Origin of the sequence: Streptococcus lutetiensis (assembly GCF_900475675.1) — a bacterium.
Lineage (GTDB): Bacteria > Bacillota > Bacilli > Lactobacillales > Streptococcaceae > Streptococcus > Streptococcus lutetiensis.
The window spans coordinates 1,521,319-1,537,613 of sequence record NZ_LS483403.1 but is presented as its reverse complement, the minus strand read 5'-3'; the positions used below and the strand labels follow the sequence as shown (position 1 = coordinate 1,537,613).

Genomic DNA, 16,295 nt, shown 5'->3' with positions numbered 1-16,295 from the left:
TGCCAGGAGAGCATAATTTCTTGTCAAACTGACTATTTTTTTCTAAAATAGAAAAGGCTCGGTCCTTATTTTTGTAAGAACTTGTACAACATAATCTAACAAAAAACACTGTGAGGAGATAATTATGACTTTATTTAACGGAGTCACGTTTAGGCATCCCGTTTTACGTATCAACAATCGTGATCATAACATCGATTTTTATCAAAAATTAGGCTTTAAGTTAGTGAATGAAGAAAATGCTATTGCTGTATTTTCAACAAAACAACGAAATGCTCATTTTGTCATTGAAGAATCACCAGCACCAGATACTTGTGCTGTTGAAGGTGACAAAAAGATTAATAGAATTGTCGTTAAAATTCCTAAAGCAGCTGAAATTGAAGGTATTTTAGGTAACGGCATCGATGTGGAACGACTTTTCAAAGGTAAACGTGGTTATGCTTTTGAAACAGTATCTCCAGAAGGTGACCTTTTCCTCTTGCATTCAGAAGATAACATCCATGAATTAAGAGAAATTGAGAACAAAACATTTCCTGAAAATGATGATTTAAAAGAAGTTTCTGAGTTCCATTTTGAAAGTTTGACACTAAATGTTGCTGACAAAGCTGGCACACAAGCCTTTTATCAAACCGTATTCGGAGGTAAATTGCCGTTAGATCTTCAGTTTGAACAAGGAAATGGAGCAAATTTAACTGTTGATCCTCAAAAAACATGGGATTTAGAAATCCTAGAATTTAAGGTTCCTAAGAACTACAATCTTAAAGCTTTGGCTGATTATTTAGAGGCTAAAGGACAATCTATCTATTTAGATAAAAAAGAAAGTGTTTTGGTTCTTTCAGATCCTAGTCAAGTTGAAATTTGGTTTATCAAATGACAGATTTGCTAGACATTATCAATGATCAAATTGATCGCAATATTTATCATGGAGCTAGTTTAGCTCTTTTTAAAGACAATCAATGGACAGAGCATTATATTGGAACGATTGATGGTAAGGCTCCTGTTGTTCCTGATTTAATTTATGATTTGGCCTCTGTATCTAAGGTTGTTGGTGTCGGAACGGTTCTTATTTCGCTCGTTCGCGAAGGAAAGTTGGATATTGATGCGCCACTTAAGCAGTACTATCCTGATTTTCATGAGGAAAAACTGACGCTTCGCCAGCTCTTAACACATAGCAGTGGAATTAATCCTTTTATTCCGAATCGTGATGCACTTAACGCCAAGGAGTTAAAAGAGGCTATTAATCACATTACGGTAGAAGATAAAAAAGATTTCTTGTACACAGATATTAACTTTTTATTACTTGGTTTCATGTTAGAAGGTATTTTTGGGAAATCTTTAGATGGGATTTTCAAAGAAACTGTCTTTGAACCTTTTGACATGACTAAGACAGGTTTTGGACCAGTTAAAGGTGCTGTGCCAACGGTAGCAGGGATTTCTGACGGAGTTGTCCATGACCCTAAAGCTAAGGTGCTTAAAAATCACGCTGGCTCAGCTGGGCTATTTTCTAATCTAGCTGATCTTGAAAAGCTGTGTCAGCATTATCTGACGGATGATTTTGCGAGTGATATTTGGCAAAACTTTAGTCATGCTAATAAGGAACGTTCACTTGCTTGGAATAAAGAAGGAGATTGGCTAGACCACACGGGTTATACGGGGACTTATGTGGCTAGTAACCATAAAGAGCAAAAAGCGGCTATTTTCTTAACTAATAGGACCTATTCTTACGATGACCGTCCGCTTTGGATTAAAGAACGTCAGAAAATTTCTAACTGGATTCAGGAAAATTTTTAAAAAGATTGCTATTATTGTGAAAACGTTTTAATTTTTCTCGGCTTTTTTAGCGTGAAAGTGCTATAATGAAAGTAACCAGAGAAAAGGAGGATAAGGTTATGGCAGATGTACTTACTGTTGTTTTCAATATTGAAAGTGAAGCTTATCAAGCATTTTCAGAATTAAAAGCTTTCAAGCAAGACAACCACACCCAAATCGCACAAATTGCCTTGGTCAAGAATGAAAATGGTAAAATCACTATCAAAGATTCTGTTGATTTCGATGACACCAGCCGTGAATATGCAACGATTGGTGGCATTGTTGGTGGTTTGATTGGTATCTTGAGTGGACCAATTGGTGTTATTCTCGGCTATGGTATCGGAAGTCTTGCTGGTGCTGCAAGTGGTAGTATGACAGACGCTACTGACAATAGCTTGATTGAAGAAGTGACAACTAAGTTACTTGATGGCGATGTTGCTGTTATTGCTTTGGTGCATGAAGAGGACGAAAATATATTGAACCATGTCTTTGCTCCTTATAAGACTAATATTATGCGTTGGGATGCTGTTGCCCTTGCTCGTGAAGTTGAACTTGCAGGTCAAGTTCAAGATGAACTTTATGATAAGGTTCAAGAAGACATGAATGAACGTCGTGTCAATCATTTAAAAGAGCAGGGAAATGATATTGCAGAAGCCATTAAGGCTAAATTCCGTCGCTTAAGAGGAAAAGAATAGTCCTAAGCAGTCAGATATACTATTCATCTCTAAACAGTGAAAATAAACACTCTTGACTTTTGGTCAGGAGTGCTTTTTTATTTTATAAAGTTTTCATCATACTGATATGTTGGATGCCTGCTTCCTCAAATTCTTCACCAAAAGGAATAAAGCCAAGTTTATCGTAAAAGCCTTTTGCTGTTAACTGCGCATGAAGAATCATTTCTTTAAATCCTTGTTGTTTACAAAAAGTGATGACTTCTTCTAGAAGGTGTTTTCCCAAATGCTTTCCTTGTTGGTCAGGAAGAACAGCCATGCGCTGCAAGGTGGCTTTGCTGTGGTCTTGATTTGGCAAAATACGGCAGGTAGCGACAGCATTTCCTAAGTCATTATAAAGAACAAAATGCAGGCAATAAGCTTCGTTTTCATCGATTTCAAGAGATAAAGGAACGCCTTGGCCTTTTACAAAAACGATTTGACGGATTTTCATGGCATCTAAATAGGTGTTTGAAAGTGTATTTCTGGTTTGTTTGATTCTCATAGCTCTATTTTAAGGACAAAAAAAGACTCTGTCAACTGACAAAGTCTTTTTCGATATTTATTATTTAGCAGCAACAGTTTCAGCAACATCATCCATTGAAAGAACTTCGTGGAAGACGCGTTGTGTCAATTCTGTCTTTTGTTCTTTAGTAAGGTATTTAGTGTTGACACAGTAACCTGAGATACGAACGATAACATCTTCACCATTCATAATCTTGTCATAAACATCTTTAAGGTCCATGACGTTCAAGTTAACGTGTTGTCCACCGTTTTCGAAGTAACCATCAAGGATAGTTACCAAGTTATCAACTTGTTCATCAAATGTCTTACCAAGAGCGCGTGGAGAAACTTGAGTTGTAAGTGAGATACCGTCTGCAGCATATGAGAAGTCAAGGCTTGCAAGAGAGTTCAAGTTTTGCAACCAACCACCACGAGCTTTGTTAGATGGGTTGGCACCTGGTGAGAAGAATTCAAGTTTAGAAAGGTTTACGGTACCATCTTCGTTGAGGTAAACACCTTTGTGAACTGGAGAGTTACCAGTTTGTTTAGAGTAAGCGACGTTTGAAGTGATTGTAAGAAGTGATACAGTAGCTTCAGCGTTCTTGTAAAGTTCGTGGCTACGAAGACGAGTAGTGTAAGCTTCTACCAACCATTCAGCAAGTTCGTTAGAACGAGGATCATCTTCACCCCAACGAGGGAAGTCACCAGTTGTTTCGTAGTCGTAAATGTAACCATCTTCGTCACGGATTGGTTTAACAGTAGCGTATTTGATTGCTGACAAAGTATCAACGGTATTAGCGAAACCACAGATACCGAATCCCATGTTGGCACGTTGTTTAGTTGGCAAGAATGCCATTTGAACAGCTTCGTAGTTGTATTTATCAGTCATGTAGTGAATGATGTTAAGGGCATCTACGTAAGTTGAAGTCAACCAATCAAGAGATTTTTCAAAGTTAGCTTTGACCGTTTCGAAATCAAGGATTTCGTCACGAACTGGTTCGATGTCAAATACTTTGTAGTCTTTGTGAACATCATCGTAACCACCGTTCAAACCAGTAAGAAGAGCTTTAAGGACGTTTACACGAGCACCAAAGTATTGGATGTTGTGACGTTGTTCTTCGTTTTCTGGGTCAAGTGGTGATACACAACATGAGATACATGACATTTCACCGTAACCATCTTTAGCCATTGTTGTCACACCCTCGTATTGGATTGAAGAGTGTTTGTGTGACATTTTCATACAGTAGCGACGGAATGAATATGGCAATTTATCAGTCCAAAGAACTGTCAAGTTTGGTTCTGGAGCGTTACCGATATTATCAAGTGTGTGCAAGAAACGGTAGTCCATTTTAGTAACACGGTGACGACCGTCAGCACCCATACCAGCCATAGATGTAGTGATGAATGTTGGGTCACCAGAGTAAAGCTCGTCGTAAGCTTTAGTACGAGCAAATTTTACAGTACGAAGTTTCAAGACAAAGTCATCGACAAATTCTTGGATTTCTGATTCTGTGAAAGTACCACGAGCAAGGTCACGTTCAGCAAAGATATCAAGAACGATTGGCACACGTCCAAGAGAAGTAGCAGCACCGTTGATAACACGACATACGGCCATGAAGGCGATGTTTACCCATTGGATAGCTTCTTTAACGTTCATGGCTGGTTTACGGACATCAACACCGTAAAGGTCACCAAGTTTAACAACTTCACCAAGAGCTTGGTATTGCATGTTAACTTCTTCGCGAAGACGAATAGATTCTTCGTCGATTTCTGTGATAGCGTTCCAGTCGTTAACTTTTTCTTGCATCAAGTAGTCTGCACCATAAAGAGCAAGACGAGCATAAACACCGATGATACGTCCGCGTGAGTAAGCATCTGGAAGACCAGTTACTGTGTGAGCGTGACGGGCACGGCGAATATTAGATGTATAAGCGCGGAAAATTCCGTCATTTACTGTAGTAGTGTATTTTGTGAAAATTTCGTGAATAGCAGGATCTGGTTCATAACCATGTTCTTTAAGTGCTGTTTCTGCCATACGGATACCACCTTTTGGCATGAAATTCAATTTGAATAACTCATCATTTTGAATACCGTAGATTAATTCATCGTCTTTTGAAATATAGCCGGCAGGAATATCTGCGATTGATGTTGGACGAATGTCCATTGGGAAACGCGTTGCTTCGTATTTAGCTTTAGTGTCTTCAATGATTTTCTTGATTTTAAGAGAGCGTTCAGTAGCTGGCGCTAAGAAGCTTTCATCACCATCATATGGTGTGTAGTTAGCTTGAACGAAGCGAGAAACGCTGGCTTTTTCTTTCCAGTCAGTACCTTTAAAGCCTTCCCAGGCTTTTTCAAAAACATCTGCATTTGTTTTAACAGTCGCCATAATGAGATTTCTCCTTAAATTCTAGTAACAAGTCATCTGTTACATTTACAAGTATAAGTGTAGCACAAAGGAAGCGTTTTCCCAAGCAAAAAAATTGGAAAAAACAAGAATCTTTTCTAGTACAGTTTTAAAAACTAAGATAACTGTACTAGAAAATTGTAAGTTTTGCTTGAGAGCAATGAAAATTGTTATAATAGAGTCAGAAAGGACTGGATGATGCTTATTTTTCCATTAATTAATGACACTTCTCGAAAAATTATTCACATTGATATGGATGCCTTTTTTGCATCAGTAGAAGAAAGGGATAATCCAGACCTCAAAGGAAAGCCTGTGATTATCGGCTCTGATCCGCGTAAGACGGGTGGACGAGGCGTCGTATCGACATGTAACTATGAAGCCAGAAAATTCGGCGTTCATTCGGCTATGTCTTCAAAAGACGCTTATGAACGTTGTCCACAGGCTATTTTTATTTCTGGAAATTATCAGAAATACCGAGAAATAGGAATGCAAATTCGTGAGATTTTCAGACGTTACACTGATCTTGTTGAGCCCATGTCGATTGATGAGGCTTACTTGGATGTGACTGAAAATAAACTCGGCATCAAGTCAGCGATTAAAATTGCTAAAATGATTCAATATGATATTTGGCAAGAAGTTCACCTGACTTGTTCAGCCGGTGTCTCTTATAACAAATTTCTAGCTAAACTAGCTTCGGATTATGATAAACCGAAAGGTTTAATCTTAGTATTGCCAGAAGATGCGCAGGATTTTTTGAAAAAATTATCAATTGAAAAATTTCATGGTGTTGGTAAAAAATCGGTTGAAAAACTACATCAAATGAGTGTTTTTACGGGGGCGGATTTATTAGAAATACCAGAGATGACCTTGATTGATCATTTCGGGCGCTTTGGTTATGATTTGTACCGCAAAGCGCGAGGTATTTCAAATTCACCAGTCAGACCCAATCGTATTCGAAAATCTATTGGGAGTGAACGGACCTATAGTAAATTACTGTACGAGGATGCTGATATTAAGTCGGAGATTTCAAAAAATACACGTCGAGTTGTGGACAGTTTAATGCGAAATAATAAAGTTGGTCGCACTGTCGTTTTGAAGGTTCGATACGCGGATTTTTCGACTTTAACCAAGCGTAAAACACTAGATGATGTCACCAATGATTTTGAGGTGATTGACCAAGCTGTTCATGCGCTATTTGACAGTTTAGAAGAATCAAAATCTGGTGTGCGTCTTCTTGGGGTTACTATCACAGGATTAGAAGATAATATTCGTCCATTAAATCTCTTTTAAAAATTAAAGTACCGTCTTAGCTCAAGGTCTGAGACGGTATTTGATTTCTTAAAAGTTTATTGATTAACACTTTCAGAATCAGTCTCATCGTCTTCTTTGTCTAATAGCTGCGCTGCTTTGTTGTACACATAAGAATAAAGTCCCAAAAAGACAAGTGGCAAAACGATATTGAATGGTGAAAGTGGGATATTAAGATATACAGTCAAGGCAAAGCTTGCAAGACTGTAAACAACAGTATAAATCAAGGCAATGCGGTAAGGTGATAAACTTGGAGCATTGTCTTTGATTTTTGATAAGTTTTTGAATGCTAAAACAGCTACAATGATGTTAACTACAAGAGCGATAACAGCAATAATAACGTTACCAACATTAGTAGTAGCTTCAAGAACCTTGATTTTTTCAGCATCAAGTTGTTCTTTAAAGGTATCAAAGTTATTAACTAAGACATAATAGCTAATAATACTCCAAACCTTACTTAAAGCAGCAAGAACATTTACCCAAGCGATAAAAAGCGTCCAAGAACGCAAAGATTGACGAATTTTTTCATAAGAAACCATTTCAAACCTCCTAAAAACAATGGTAATCCTATTATGATAGTACAGATATTATAACACAATTTCCTTATATGTAAACACTTTTCTATCAAGAGATGTTACATCAAGAAACCCTTTAGTTTCAAGGATTAAATCGTTTTAAGTCTCTAAATATTTTAAGTATAAAGCTATTCTATCATCTAAAAATTTATATTTATACAAAATAAATACATAAGAAAAACTAGGAATTTATGGCTAAAAAATCCTAGTTTTTTATTATTATTTTTTGAAAAATTGTTCGATATCTTCTTGAGTGATACCGATCATTGGATCGATGAATGGAAGATTTTCTTCTGTTAGTCGGTATTCTTTGACGTTATCTGGTTTGTCTTCGTCAAAATCAAGGATAAGTTGAACATCCTTGTCGGATTTTTCTTCTTCAACGTGAGCAGTGGAAGAACATGCTTTATTTGGCTCATTTTGGCTCTCTTTTGCCTCGTCTGGATTTTCTATCGCTTCTGAGTTGTCAAGGCCTTCTGGATTTGCTGTGAAGCGTTGGACGAGATAAGTCTTGCGTTTAGAGCCTTCATTTTTTATGGCGTAATCAAAGGCAGCAATTTCTCCCAACATAACCAATTTGCTTTTAGAGCGGGTAATGGCTGTGTAAATCAGATTGCGTTGTAGAAGACGACGACTTTGGCGCGTGATTGGCAGAATAACTACTTGGAATTCGCTCCCTTGTGATTTGTGAATGGACATAGCATAGGCAAGCGTAATTTTGTGCCATTCGTTACGAGGGTAAATCACTTCAGTCCCGTCAAAAGACATGTAGAGTTCATCTTGTTTTGATTCTGTGTATTTGGCTGAAATCAAGTCTGTGATATAGCCAATATCTCCATTAAAGACATTGAGCTCGGCATCATTAATTAAATGAAGAACTTTGTCCCCTTTACGGAAATTCATATCACCAAAGGCAAATGATAATTGGTCACCGAGCGGATTAAGCAAATCTTGAATGATTGTATTGAGGTGGTTAATACCAGCAGCGCCACGGTACATAGGCGCTAGAATTTGAATTTCTTGAGGGTTGATGCCACTTTTAATAGCTGCGCTGACGATTTTTGGAATCATCTCAGGAATATACTGAGCACCAGCTTCAAAGTAAGAACGGTCAGCTTTTTTCTGGGTAAAATCAGCTGGCAAGATACCTTGCCTCATCTGATTAGCCAGTGTGACAATGGTCGATTCTTCAGATTGCCTAAAGATTTTTGTGAGTGCTATTTGTGGCAGTGTTTTGATTTTGAGTAAATCAGCTAGCACTTGCCCAGGCCCAACGGATGGAAGTTGGTCACTATCCCCAACGATAATGACTTGGGTATTTGATGAAATGGAGCTAAAGAGCTGATTAGCTAGCCAAGTATCTACCATTGAAAATTCATCGATGATAATCAAATCACAGTCCAAATAATCATCCATGGCTTGATAGTCATTGTCGCCATTTAAACCAAGATGGCGGTGAATGGTTGCACTTGGAAGGCCGGTTAATTCGTTCATACGACGTGCCGCGCGGCCAGTTGGCGCAGCAAGAACAATTGGGATATCCTTTTTCTCTAAATCAATGCCATGTAAATCAGCATAAGCAGCAATCAGACCGTTAATAACGGTTGTTTTACCAGTTCCTGGTCCACCAGTTAGAATGAAAACTTTGCTTTGAAGCGCTTCTTTAATGGCATTTTTTTGGACAGCATCATAAGAAATGCCAAAGGTGTTTTCGATGTCTTCAATTTCTTCTTGTAAGTCTTGATCTGAAAACTGTTTAGTTAGTGGAGTGTCAAGGATACGTGTTAGATTTTTCTTGATACCAGCTTCGGCATAAAACAGTGTATTATCAAAGATTTTTGTACCGATGTTTTGCACCTTGTCTTCAGCGATAAGTGTTGATAATTCCTTAGCGACGGCAGCAGCATCTAGCTCAATTTGGCGGGCTTCTTCCAAAATGGTAATAGCATTTTCTAGTAAATCACGCGCCTCAACGTAAGTATCCCCATTTTCAACCGAGGTTTCAAATAAGCTGTGAACGAGTGCGGCACGAAAACGCTGCGGTGCATCGGCCTCAATGCCCAATTGTTCGGCGAGCTGGTCCGCAATTTTAAAGCCGATACCTTGAATATCTTCGACCAGTTGATAAGGATTTTCTTGGATAATCTCTAAACTTTCTTCCTTACAATGATTGAAAATGTCAATGGCTACGCGATTAGTTAAGCCGTATTCAGCGAGCTTTGAGAGAATTTGTTCAGTACCGTAGTTGAGTTTTAATTTGGCAACAAAATTGTCACGATTTTCTTTAGAGAGTCCAGAAATACTATCAAGCTTACTAGGGTCTTCTAGAATTTTATCAATTGTATCATCACCATAGAGTTGGACGATTTTTTCAGCTGTCTTTTTACCGATGCCTTTAAAGTGGTCACTTGAAAAGTACTTGATGAGTCCAGAAGATGTTGGTTTTGTTCGCTCGTATCGGGTTACTTTGAGCTGTTCACCATATTTTGGATGCTGGGTTAATTCTCCCCAGAAGGTGTAGTTTTCGCCTTCGATGACATCAGCGATGGTTCCTGTGACAATGATCTCAAAATCATCAAAGTCAGAATCGGTATCTGCGATTTCGAGTAATATGATTTTAAAGAAGTTACTGGCATTTTCAAAAATAATACGGTCAATAGTGCCAGAAAAGAAGTATTCCATAAGTCATCCTTACTTGATTGTTATAGTGGCTTTATTATATCATTCGCCAATGGGATAGACAAACATCGCATTAAAAAGACCTAACTCGTATGAGTTAAGTCTTCATTGAACTTAGTTGACGCCTCCAATTTTTGAGAGTGGCCAGAAGCGGAATTTGACTTCGCCAACGATAGCTGATTTTTTGAAGGAACCGACTTCACGGCTGTCTTTTGAAACGATGCGGTCATCTCCAAGCAAGAAATACTGATTTTTTGGAACTTTGACAGTAAACTCAGTACTGCCGTCTTTAGCAGTGGTGAAGGCATCAGAGCTTTCAGCTAGTTGTTGGAATAAGGTGTTGTAAGAGTAAATGTCTTGCAACTCATCATCTTCGAAAGCTTTTTGGTACTTGTCTAGGTAAGGTTCGTCTGTCTTTTTACCGTTGACGTAAAGAACATCGTCTTTATAGGTAATGGTATCACCTGGGAGTCCGATAACACGTTTAACGATTTCTTTAGTTTTGTTACCTTCTTTTTCTTTCGCTACAACAATATCAAAGCGATCAATTTTGGCAGTTCTTAGAACGATTAGGCGTTCACCATCAGCTAGTGTAGGGTCCATAGAGTGACCGTCAACACTCACAGGCTGGATAAGGAAAAGACGAACAAGACCAAGGGCGATGAAAAAGAGGATAAAAGGTCCCCATTCTTTGATGAATTGTTTCATAATTGGTTCCTCGATGTTATTTTTTTAATAAATTTTGTGCTTTTTGGGTGTTTGCAAAGTGGAGTTTTGCAGTGTGTTCTAAGCCAGGCATGCCGTAAGCTGCTAGGATTTGACTAGCTACTTTATCAGATTTGTTACCAGCACCACTTGGGAGTTTGTACTGTACTTCTTGGCTTAGTTTATCTAAATTTTCTAAGAAAAGGTTACGGGCGATAATGGAGCTAACTGCGACAGCTAAGTATTTTCCTTCAGCCTTTTCTTCTAAGGTTAAAGGATTGTCAAAGTGATTTACCTCGTTTTTGAGGTATTTTTCGTAATTTTGACGGCTAGTAAAAGCGTCAATCACGATTTTTTCAGGTTTTACACCATCTTGCAGTAGCAGATAAATAGCTTGATTGTGAAGTGCTACTTTTACAGAGACTGCATTATGCGTCTTGCCTTTTCCAACGACTTGGTTGTATTTTTGAGGGGACAATAGCAGAGCCTTATGCTTGATTTTCTCTTCTAAGATTGGGGCGATTTGGCGAATTTTGCTGTCTGTTAAATTCTTAGAATCATCGACACCAAGTTTCTTTAGAAGTGCATGGTCATCAGGAGTTACAAAACTAGCAACAACCGCTAAGCCACCAAAGTAAGAACCGTTGCCGACTTCATCTGAACCGATTAAAGGCATGGCTTGACCAGCCTTAGTATCTTGTGTGTCTTCTGACGCTTGATAGCCAAATTGGCTTGCGATTTCTTGTGCAGCATTTCCCTGAAAAACGACTTTATCAGAGGTGTACACAAGCACTGTGGCGCCATTTACTTTTGCGGCAAAAGTGACGTAGGGATTATTGTTTGTAACTTGTTTGCCAGCTAGTGTTTTAATGAGGTTTTGCAAGTCAATTTTCCCTAGTTTCATAACAATTGTATTCATAATTTTATTGTAACATAAAAAGATGACAAGGTGGCAAAATAGCCTGTTGAAACTGGGATTTTCACGCTTTCATTTTACGAAATGTTTATTTTAAGGTATAATGTCAAAGAGGTGACTATATGGAAAGCAAAAATCGTTATAAATTCGTCTTTGGAGAAAAGTCGCTCACATTGACAACAGATAAGGATAACCTCTTCATGGAGGAAGTTGAGCGTGTAGCCAAAGAAAAATATAATACAATCAAAGAAAAATTACCACAAGCTGATAATGAAACGATTGCTATTTTGATGGCTCTCAATTTGCTTTCAACTCAGCTTAGTCGTGAGATTGAAGTTGAAAAAATGGAAAAAGAATTGACGGCTCTCCGCTCTGAGGCGATTGACGATATCAAGGAGAAAGCCAGCAAATCTGATTCTGATGAGGAATAATATATGTTATCAGTTTTTATTTTGCTGATTTTAGCTTGGCATTTTTACATTGGCTATTCACGAGGTATTATTTTACAAGCTTACTATTTTGTAGCAAGTATTGTGTCATTAGTCGTGGCTAGCCGCTTTTATCAAGCATTATCTGAAGAGATTACTTTATGGATTCCTTATTCAAATGCAGGGCAAGGTGCCAGCATGAATTTCTTCACGGATGTTAATATTTTTGATTTAGATAGAGTTTATTATGCTGGGGTGGCTTTCATAGCTATTTATGTGGTTGTCTATGCGCTTTTTCGTTTACTGGGGATTGTTGTGCATTTATTGCCACTTCATCATTTTGATAATGTCAAGGTTAATTGTGTCAGTGGCGTTTTGGCGATTTTAGTAACACTGATATCTTGCAATCTCTTGTTGACATTACTTGCAACTGTTCCTATGTCAATGGTGCAGAATTTGCTATCAAGTAGTTGGTTAGCACGTCTAATTATTAATGATTTTCAGCCATTAGCGGGAATCATTAAGTCACTATGGGTGACAGCAATTTTAGGATAATGTAAGAGAGTCTGGGGTAGTTTATCTCAGACTTATTCAGTTTATATTTAAAGGAAAACACAAGTGCCAAATGGCGCTTGATGAGATGAGTTTTGGTATAATAGTGATATGAATAACAGAATTTTAGAACAGTTAGAATTTGATAAGGTCAAGCAACTTTTTGCTGGCTATTTACAAACTGAGCAAGGGCAGGAGGAATTACGTCAACTTTCTCCAATGACTGAATCAGATCGTATCTCACGTTCATTTGATGAAATGTCTGATATGGAGCAGATTTTCATTGAGCAACACGGATTTGGTCTTGGCAGTTTGCGTGATATTTCTGAAAGTATGCGTCGCTTAGAATTGGATGCTGATGTTAACGTTTCAGAGATTATTGATATTAAAAAAATCTTGCAAGTATCAGCAGAAGTTAAGCATTTCTATAACGATTTGGAAAATGTTAACTTGACGGCTTTAAATACTCTTTTTGAGAAAATTGAGCTTTTGCCAAGTCTGCAAGGAAGTTTACAAGCCATTAACGATGGTGGATTTATTGAGAATTTTGCAAGTCATGAATTAGACCGTATTCGTCGTCAAATCAATCATGATGAAAGCAGAGTTCGTCAAGTCTTGCAGGATATCTTGAAAAAGCAAGCTGACCATTTGACAGAGACTTTGATTGCTAGTCGTAATGGTCGAGCAGTTTTACCTGTGAAAAATAGCTACCGCAACCGTATCTCAGGGGTTGTGCATGATATTTCAGCATCAGGAAGCACCGTTTATATTGAGCCACGTGCAGTGGTGCAACTAAATGAAGAAATCACACAATTACGCGCAGATGAACGCCATGAAATGGCTCGTATTTTACGCGAATTGTCAAATATGCTTCGCCCTCATACTAATATTATTCGAAATAATGCTTGGGTTTTGGGACATTTGGATTTTGTGCATGCAAAATTTCTCTTCATGCAAGAAAACAAAGCAGTTGTCCCACAGTTATCCACAGATAAGACTGTGCAACTCTTGCAAGCTCGTCACCCGCTGTTGACAAATCCAGTCGCAAATGACTTGCATTTCTTAGATGAATTGACAGTTATCGTTATCACTGGTCCAAATACCGGTGGTAAAACCGTCATGTTGAAAACTTTGGGATTGGCACAATTAATGGCGCAATCTGGTCTACCAATTCTTGCTGATAAAGGTAGTAAAGTGGCTGTTTTTAATGAGATTTTTGCTGACATCGGTGATGAACAATCTATCGAGCAAAGCCTGTCAACATTCTCAAGCCATATGACAAATATTGTGGATATCTTGGCAGCTGCTGATAAAGATAGCTTGGTCCTTGTGGATGAATTGGGGGCAGGAACTGACCCACAAGAAGGGGCAAGTCTTGCCATTTCTATCTTGGAACATTTGCGTTTGATGCAAGTCAAAACCATGGCGACAACCCATTATCCTGAGTTAAAAGCTTACGGTATCGAGACAGAGTTTGTTGAAAATGCCAGCATGGAATTTGACACAGAGACTTTGAGCCCGACTTATCATTTCATGCAAGGTGTGCCAGGACGCTCAAATGCTTTTGAAATCGCTCGTCGATTAGGTCTTGCAGAAGTGATTGTCAATGAAGCAGAGCGTTTGATGGATTCTGATACGGATGTTAACCGCATCATCGAACGTTTGGAAGAGCAAACGCACGAAAGCCGCAAACGTCTTGACCACATCAAAGAAGTGGAACAAGATAACCTCAAATTCAACCGTGCAGTCAAGAAACTTTATAACGAATTCTCACACGCCAAAGATAAAGAACTTGAAAAAGCTTCTGACAAGGCACAAGAAATTGTGGATAAAGCCATGGCTGAAAGTGAAGAAATCCTCAAAAATCTTCATCACAAAGCTGGCCTTAAACCGCACGAAGTGATCGAAGCTAAAAGCCAGTTGAAAAAATTAGCGCCTGAAGTTGATTTATCGAAAAATAAAGTTCTTAAGAAAGCCAAGAAATTGCGTGCACCGCGCGTGGGTGATGATATTATCGTCACAGCTTATGGTCAACGCGGAACCTTGATTAACCAAACGAAAAACGGTAAATGGGAAGTGCAAGTTGGTCTCATTAAGATGATGCTTAAAGAAGACGAATTTAGCCTTGTCAAAGTTCAAGAAGAAGCGCAAAAACCTAAGAAAAAACAAGTCCATGTGGTTAAGAAAAGCAAGAAATCTGCTGGACCACGTGCCCGACTTGACCTTCGTGGTAAACGTTACGAAGAAGCCATGCAAGAATTGGATGAATTTATCGATCAAGCCTTGCTCAATAACATAGCTCAAGTTGATATCATTCACGGTATCGGAACAGGTGTTATCCGTGAAGGGGTCACAAAATACCTTAGCCGCAACAAACATGTCAAATCATTCGGCTACGCCCCACAAAATGCAGGTGGTAGCGGTTGTACTATTGCAAATCTAGGGTAAAAAAACTGTCCACTGGACAGTTTTTTTCTGTGAATAGACAAATACCTGCAATTTTGCAGGTTTTTTAAATGTAGAAAATGCAAATAAATTTATTTTTGTCCAAGCAGGATCATTTGGTCAATCGCATGACGAGCACCTTTGATAGTGTCTTCGTCAAGCTCAATCTCTTCACCTGCTCGTCCAAGTAAACAGTTGTAAATATCAGCTAGAGTTGTCATTTTCATGTTGTGACAAACACATTCAGTTGATAGAAGATAGAAGCGTTTATCAGGGCATTCAAATTGTAAGTGTTCAACAATGCTGCTTTCAGTACCAATGACAAATTCTTTATCACTGCTATTTTTAGCGTAAGCCATGATTTCTGTTGTGCTTCCAGCAAAATCAGCTAACTCAGTAACTTCAGCTAGGCATTCTGGGTGAACCAGTACTTTAGCATTTGGATGTTCTTTACGCGCACGAATGACATCACGTTTACGCATGCGCATATGCGTTGGACAGCCACCTTTGAAAAACTCAAATTGCTTATCAGGACATTGCTTAGCGACCCATTGTCCAAGATTGCGGTCTGGAACAAAAAGAATCTTGTCGTTATCAATGTTGTTGATAATTTTGACAGCTGAAGAAGAGGTAACGCAGACATCGACCATTGTTTTCACTTCTGAAGTGGTGTTGATGTAAGCAACGGTAGCGTAGTCTGGGTGAGCATCTTTTAGCCATGTAACGATTTTTTTATCAATTTGCGCAGCCATTGGGCAACCAGCCATTGGGTTGGCTAGAAGAGCTGTTTTTTCAGGTGATAAAACTTTAACGGTTTCTGCCATAAAGCGCACCCCACACATCATGATGGTATCTTGTGGTGCTTTGGCAGCATATTTACTTAAAGCAAAAGAATCGCCTACAAAATCGGCAACTTCCCAAATGTCGTGACTTTGGTAGGCGTGTGCTAAAATACAAACCCCTTTTTCTTTTTTGAGACGTAAAATTTCGTCTTGCATCTCTCTTGTATTCATTATATGTTTATGGGATCCTCCTAGATTGTCTTAGTTATATATTATAGTACCGAGTCAAGAAGGTGTCAAGACACCTGTAAATAAATTTTAGTTAGGTGTCTTGTCAGGTGTCTTGATTGGTGGTAAAATATGTTCTAAGTCGTATGATTTTAATTGATAAGAGTTGATTGAAAAAGTTCCTAAAGACTGATTTAAGTAAGCCTCGCATTGATATCATACAGAAAATGAGAAGCTTATGCTTAAGTTAGTT

Annotated in this window: 13 protein-coding genes and 1 pseudogene; 7 read left to right on the top strand and 7 right to left on the bottom strand. The window is 38.4% G+C overall.

The genetic code is table 11. From position 1 onward, the window contains the following. Positions 1 to 124: 124 nt before the first annotated feature. The 3 genes from DQN23_RS07730 (at position 125) to DQN23_RS07720 (ending at position 2,501) form a co-directional block, all read left to right on the top strand. Complete coding sequence (locus DQN23_RS07730) at positions 125 to 871, top strand: CppA N-terminal domain-containing protein (RefSeq protein WP_020917452.1); 747 nt, start codon at positions 125 to 127, stop codon at positions 869 to 871. Further along, positions 868 to 1,788 (top strand): serine hydrolase domain-containing protein, encoded by a 921-nt coding sequence (locus DQN23_RS07725; RefSeq protein WP_111712997.1) that lies wholly within the window; start codon positions 868 to 870, stop codon positions 1,786 to 1,788. The genes DQN23_RS07730 and DQN23_RS07725 overlap by 4 nt, the downstream gene beginning before the upstream one ends. A 98-nt stretch (positions 1,789 to 1,886) precedes the next feature. Continuing rightward, positions 1,887 to 2,501 carry a DUF1269 domain-containing protein gene (locus tag DQN23_RS07720; RefSeq protein WP_111712996.1) on the top strand — a complete coding sequence of 205 codons (615 nt, stop codon included), beginning with the start codon at positions 1,887 to 1,889 and terminating at the stop codon, positions 2,499 to 2,501. 82 nt (positions 2,502 to 2,583) lie between these two features. On the opposite strand, the gene DQN23_RS07715 is transcribed toward DQN23_RS07720, so the two are convergent. After that, positions 2,584 to 3,021, bottom strand: coding sequence for a GNAT family N-acetyltransferase (locus tag DQN23_RS07715; RefSeq protein ID WP_058814232.1), 438 nt, complete (start codon positions 3,019 to 3,021; stop codon positions 2,584 to 2,586). A 60-nt stretch (positions 3,022 to 3,081) separates the two neighbouring features. Continuing rightward, entirely contained in the window at positions 3,082 to 5,406 is a 2,325-nt protein-coding gene (gene pflB, locus DQN23_RS07710; RefSeq protein ID WP_111712995.1) for a formate C-acetyltransferase, read from the bottom strand. A 216-nt stretch (positions 5,407 to 5,622) separates the two neighbouring features. On the opposite strand from pflB, the gene dinB reads away from it, so the two are divergent. Beyond that, on the top strand, positions 5,623 to 6,714 hold the full coding sequence (dinB, locus tag DQN23_RS07705; protein ID WP_111713091.1) for a DNA polymerase IV: 1,092 nt from the start codon (positions 5,623 to 5,625) through the stop codon (positions 6,712 to 6,714). Positions 6,715 to 6,770: 56 nt separating this feature from the next. On the opposite strand, the gene DQN23_RS07700 is transcribed toward dinB, so the two are convergent. From DQN23_RS07700 to rnhC, 4 genes and pseudogenes are all read right to left on the bottom strand, one after another. Further along, entirely contained in the window at positions 6,771 to 7,271 is a 501-nt protein-coding gene (locus tag DQN23_RS07700) for a hypothetical protein (protein WP_111712994.1), read from the bottom strand. Positions 7,272 to 7,751: 480 nt separating this feature from the next. Then, positions 7,752 to 9,989, bottom strand: a pseudogene (gene recD2, locus DQN23_RS07695) (SF1B family DNA helicase RecD2); the annotation flags it as partial. Between the two features lie 111 nt (positions 9,990 to 10,100). Beyond that, a complete protein-coding gene (gene lepB / locus DQN23_RS07690; protein ID WP_111712992.1) occupies positions 10,101 to 10,694 on the bottom strand; it encodes a signal peptidase I in 594 nt (197 codons plus the stop codon). A gap of 16 nt (positions 10,695 to 10,710) precedes the next feature. Beyond that, complete coding sequence (gene rnhC, locus DQN23_RS07685) at positions 10,711 to 11,610, bottom strand: ribonuclease HIII (RefSeq protein ID WP_111712991.1); 900 nt, start codon at positions 11,608 to 11,610, stop codon at positions 10,711 to 10,713. Positions 11,611 to 11,729: 119 nt separating this feature from the next. Between rnhC and zapA the strand changes: the two genes are divergently transcribed. From zapA to DQN23_RS07670, 3 genes are all read left to right on the top strand, one after another. Next, positions 11,730 to 12,038 (top strand): cell division protein ZapA, encoded by a 309-nt coding sequence (gene zapA, locus DQN23_RS07680; RefSeq protein WP_020917442.1) that lies wholly within the window; start codon positions 11,730 to 11,732, stop codon positions 12,036 to 12,038. 3 nt (positions 12,039 to 12,041) lie between these two features. Continuing rightward, entirely contained in the window at positions 12,042 to 12,590 is a 549-nt protein-coding gene (locus tag DQN23_RS07675) for a CvpA family protein (protein WP_058814226.1), read from the top strand. A 108-nt stretch (positions 12,591 to 12,698) separates the two neighbouring features. Next, positions 12,699 to 15,035, top strand: coding sequence for an endonuclease MutS2 (locus DQN23_RS07670; protein WP_020917440.1), 2,337 nt, complete (start codon positions 12,699 to 12,701; stop codon positions 15,033 to 15,035). Between the two features lie 89 nt (positions 15,036 to 15,124). Here DQN23_RS07670 and nadA read toward each other — a convergent pair whose 3' ends face one another. After that, positions 15,125 to 16,045: a quinolinate synthase NadA gene (nadA, locus tag DQN23_RS07665; protein WP_020917439.1), complete on the bottom strand. Its 921-nt coding sequence runs from the start codon at positions 16,043 to 16,045 to the stop codon at positions 15,125 to 15,127. Positions 16,046 to 16,295: the final 250 nt, after the last annotated feature.

Coding starts and splice junctions, on each gene's coding strand:
- rnhC (WP_111712991.1), bottom strand. CDS start 11,610: ATGAATACAATTGTTATGAAACTAGGGAAAATTGACTTGCAAAACCTC.
- DQN23_RS07675 (WP_058814226.1), top strand. CDS start 12,042: ATGTTATCAGTTTTTATTTTGCTGATTTTAGCTTGGCATTTTTACATT.
- DQN23_RS07670 (WP_020917440.1), top strand. CDS start 12,699: ATGAATAACAGAATTTTAGAACAGTTAGAATTTGATAAGGTCAAGCAA.
- nadA (WP_020917439.1), bottom strand. CDS start 16,045: ATGAATACAAGAGAGATGCAAGACGAAATTTTACGTCTCAAAAAAGAA.
- dinB (WP_111713091.1), top strand. CDS start 5,623: ATGCTTATTTTTCCATTAATTAATGACACTTCTCGAAAAATTATTCAC.
- DQN23_RS07715 (WP_058814232.1), bottom strand. CDS start 3,021: ATGAGAATCAAACAAACCAGAAATACACTTTCAAACACCTATTTAGAT.
- zapA (WP_020917442.1), top strand. CDS start 11,730: ATGGAAAGCAAAAATCGTTATAAATTCGTCTTTGGAGAAAAGTCGCTC.
- DQN23_RS07700 (WP_111712994.1), bottom strand. CDS start 7,271: ATGGTTTCTTATGAAAAAATTCGTCAATCTTTGCGTTCTTGGACGCTT.
- pflB (WP_111712995.1), bottom strand. CDS start 5,406: ATGGCGACTGTTAAAACAAATGCAGATGTTTTTGAAAAAGCCTGGGAA.
- DQN23_RS07725 (WP_111712997.1), top strand. CDS start 868: ATGACAGATTTGCTAGACATTATCAATGATCAAATTGATCGCAATATT.
- lepB (WP_111712992.1), bottom strand. CDS start 10,694: ATGAAACAATTCATCAAAGAATGGGGACCTTTTATCCTCTTTTTCATC.
- DQN23_RS07720 (WP_111712996.1), top strand. CDS start 1,887: ATGGCAGATGTACTTACTGTTGTTTTCAATATTGAAAGTGAAGCTTAT.
- DQN23_RS07730 (WP_020917452.1), top strand. CDS start 125: ATGACTTTATTTAACGGAGTCACGTTTAGGCATCCCGTTTTACGTATC.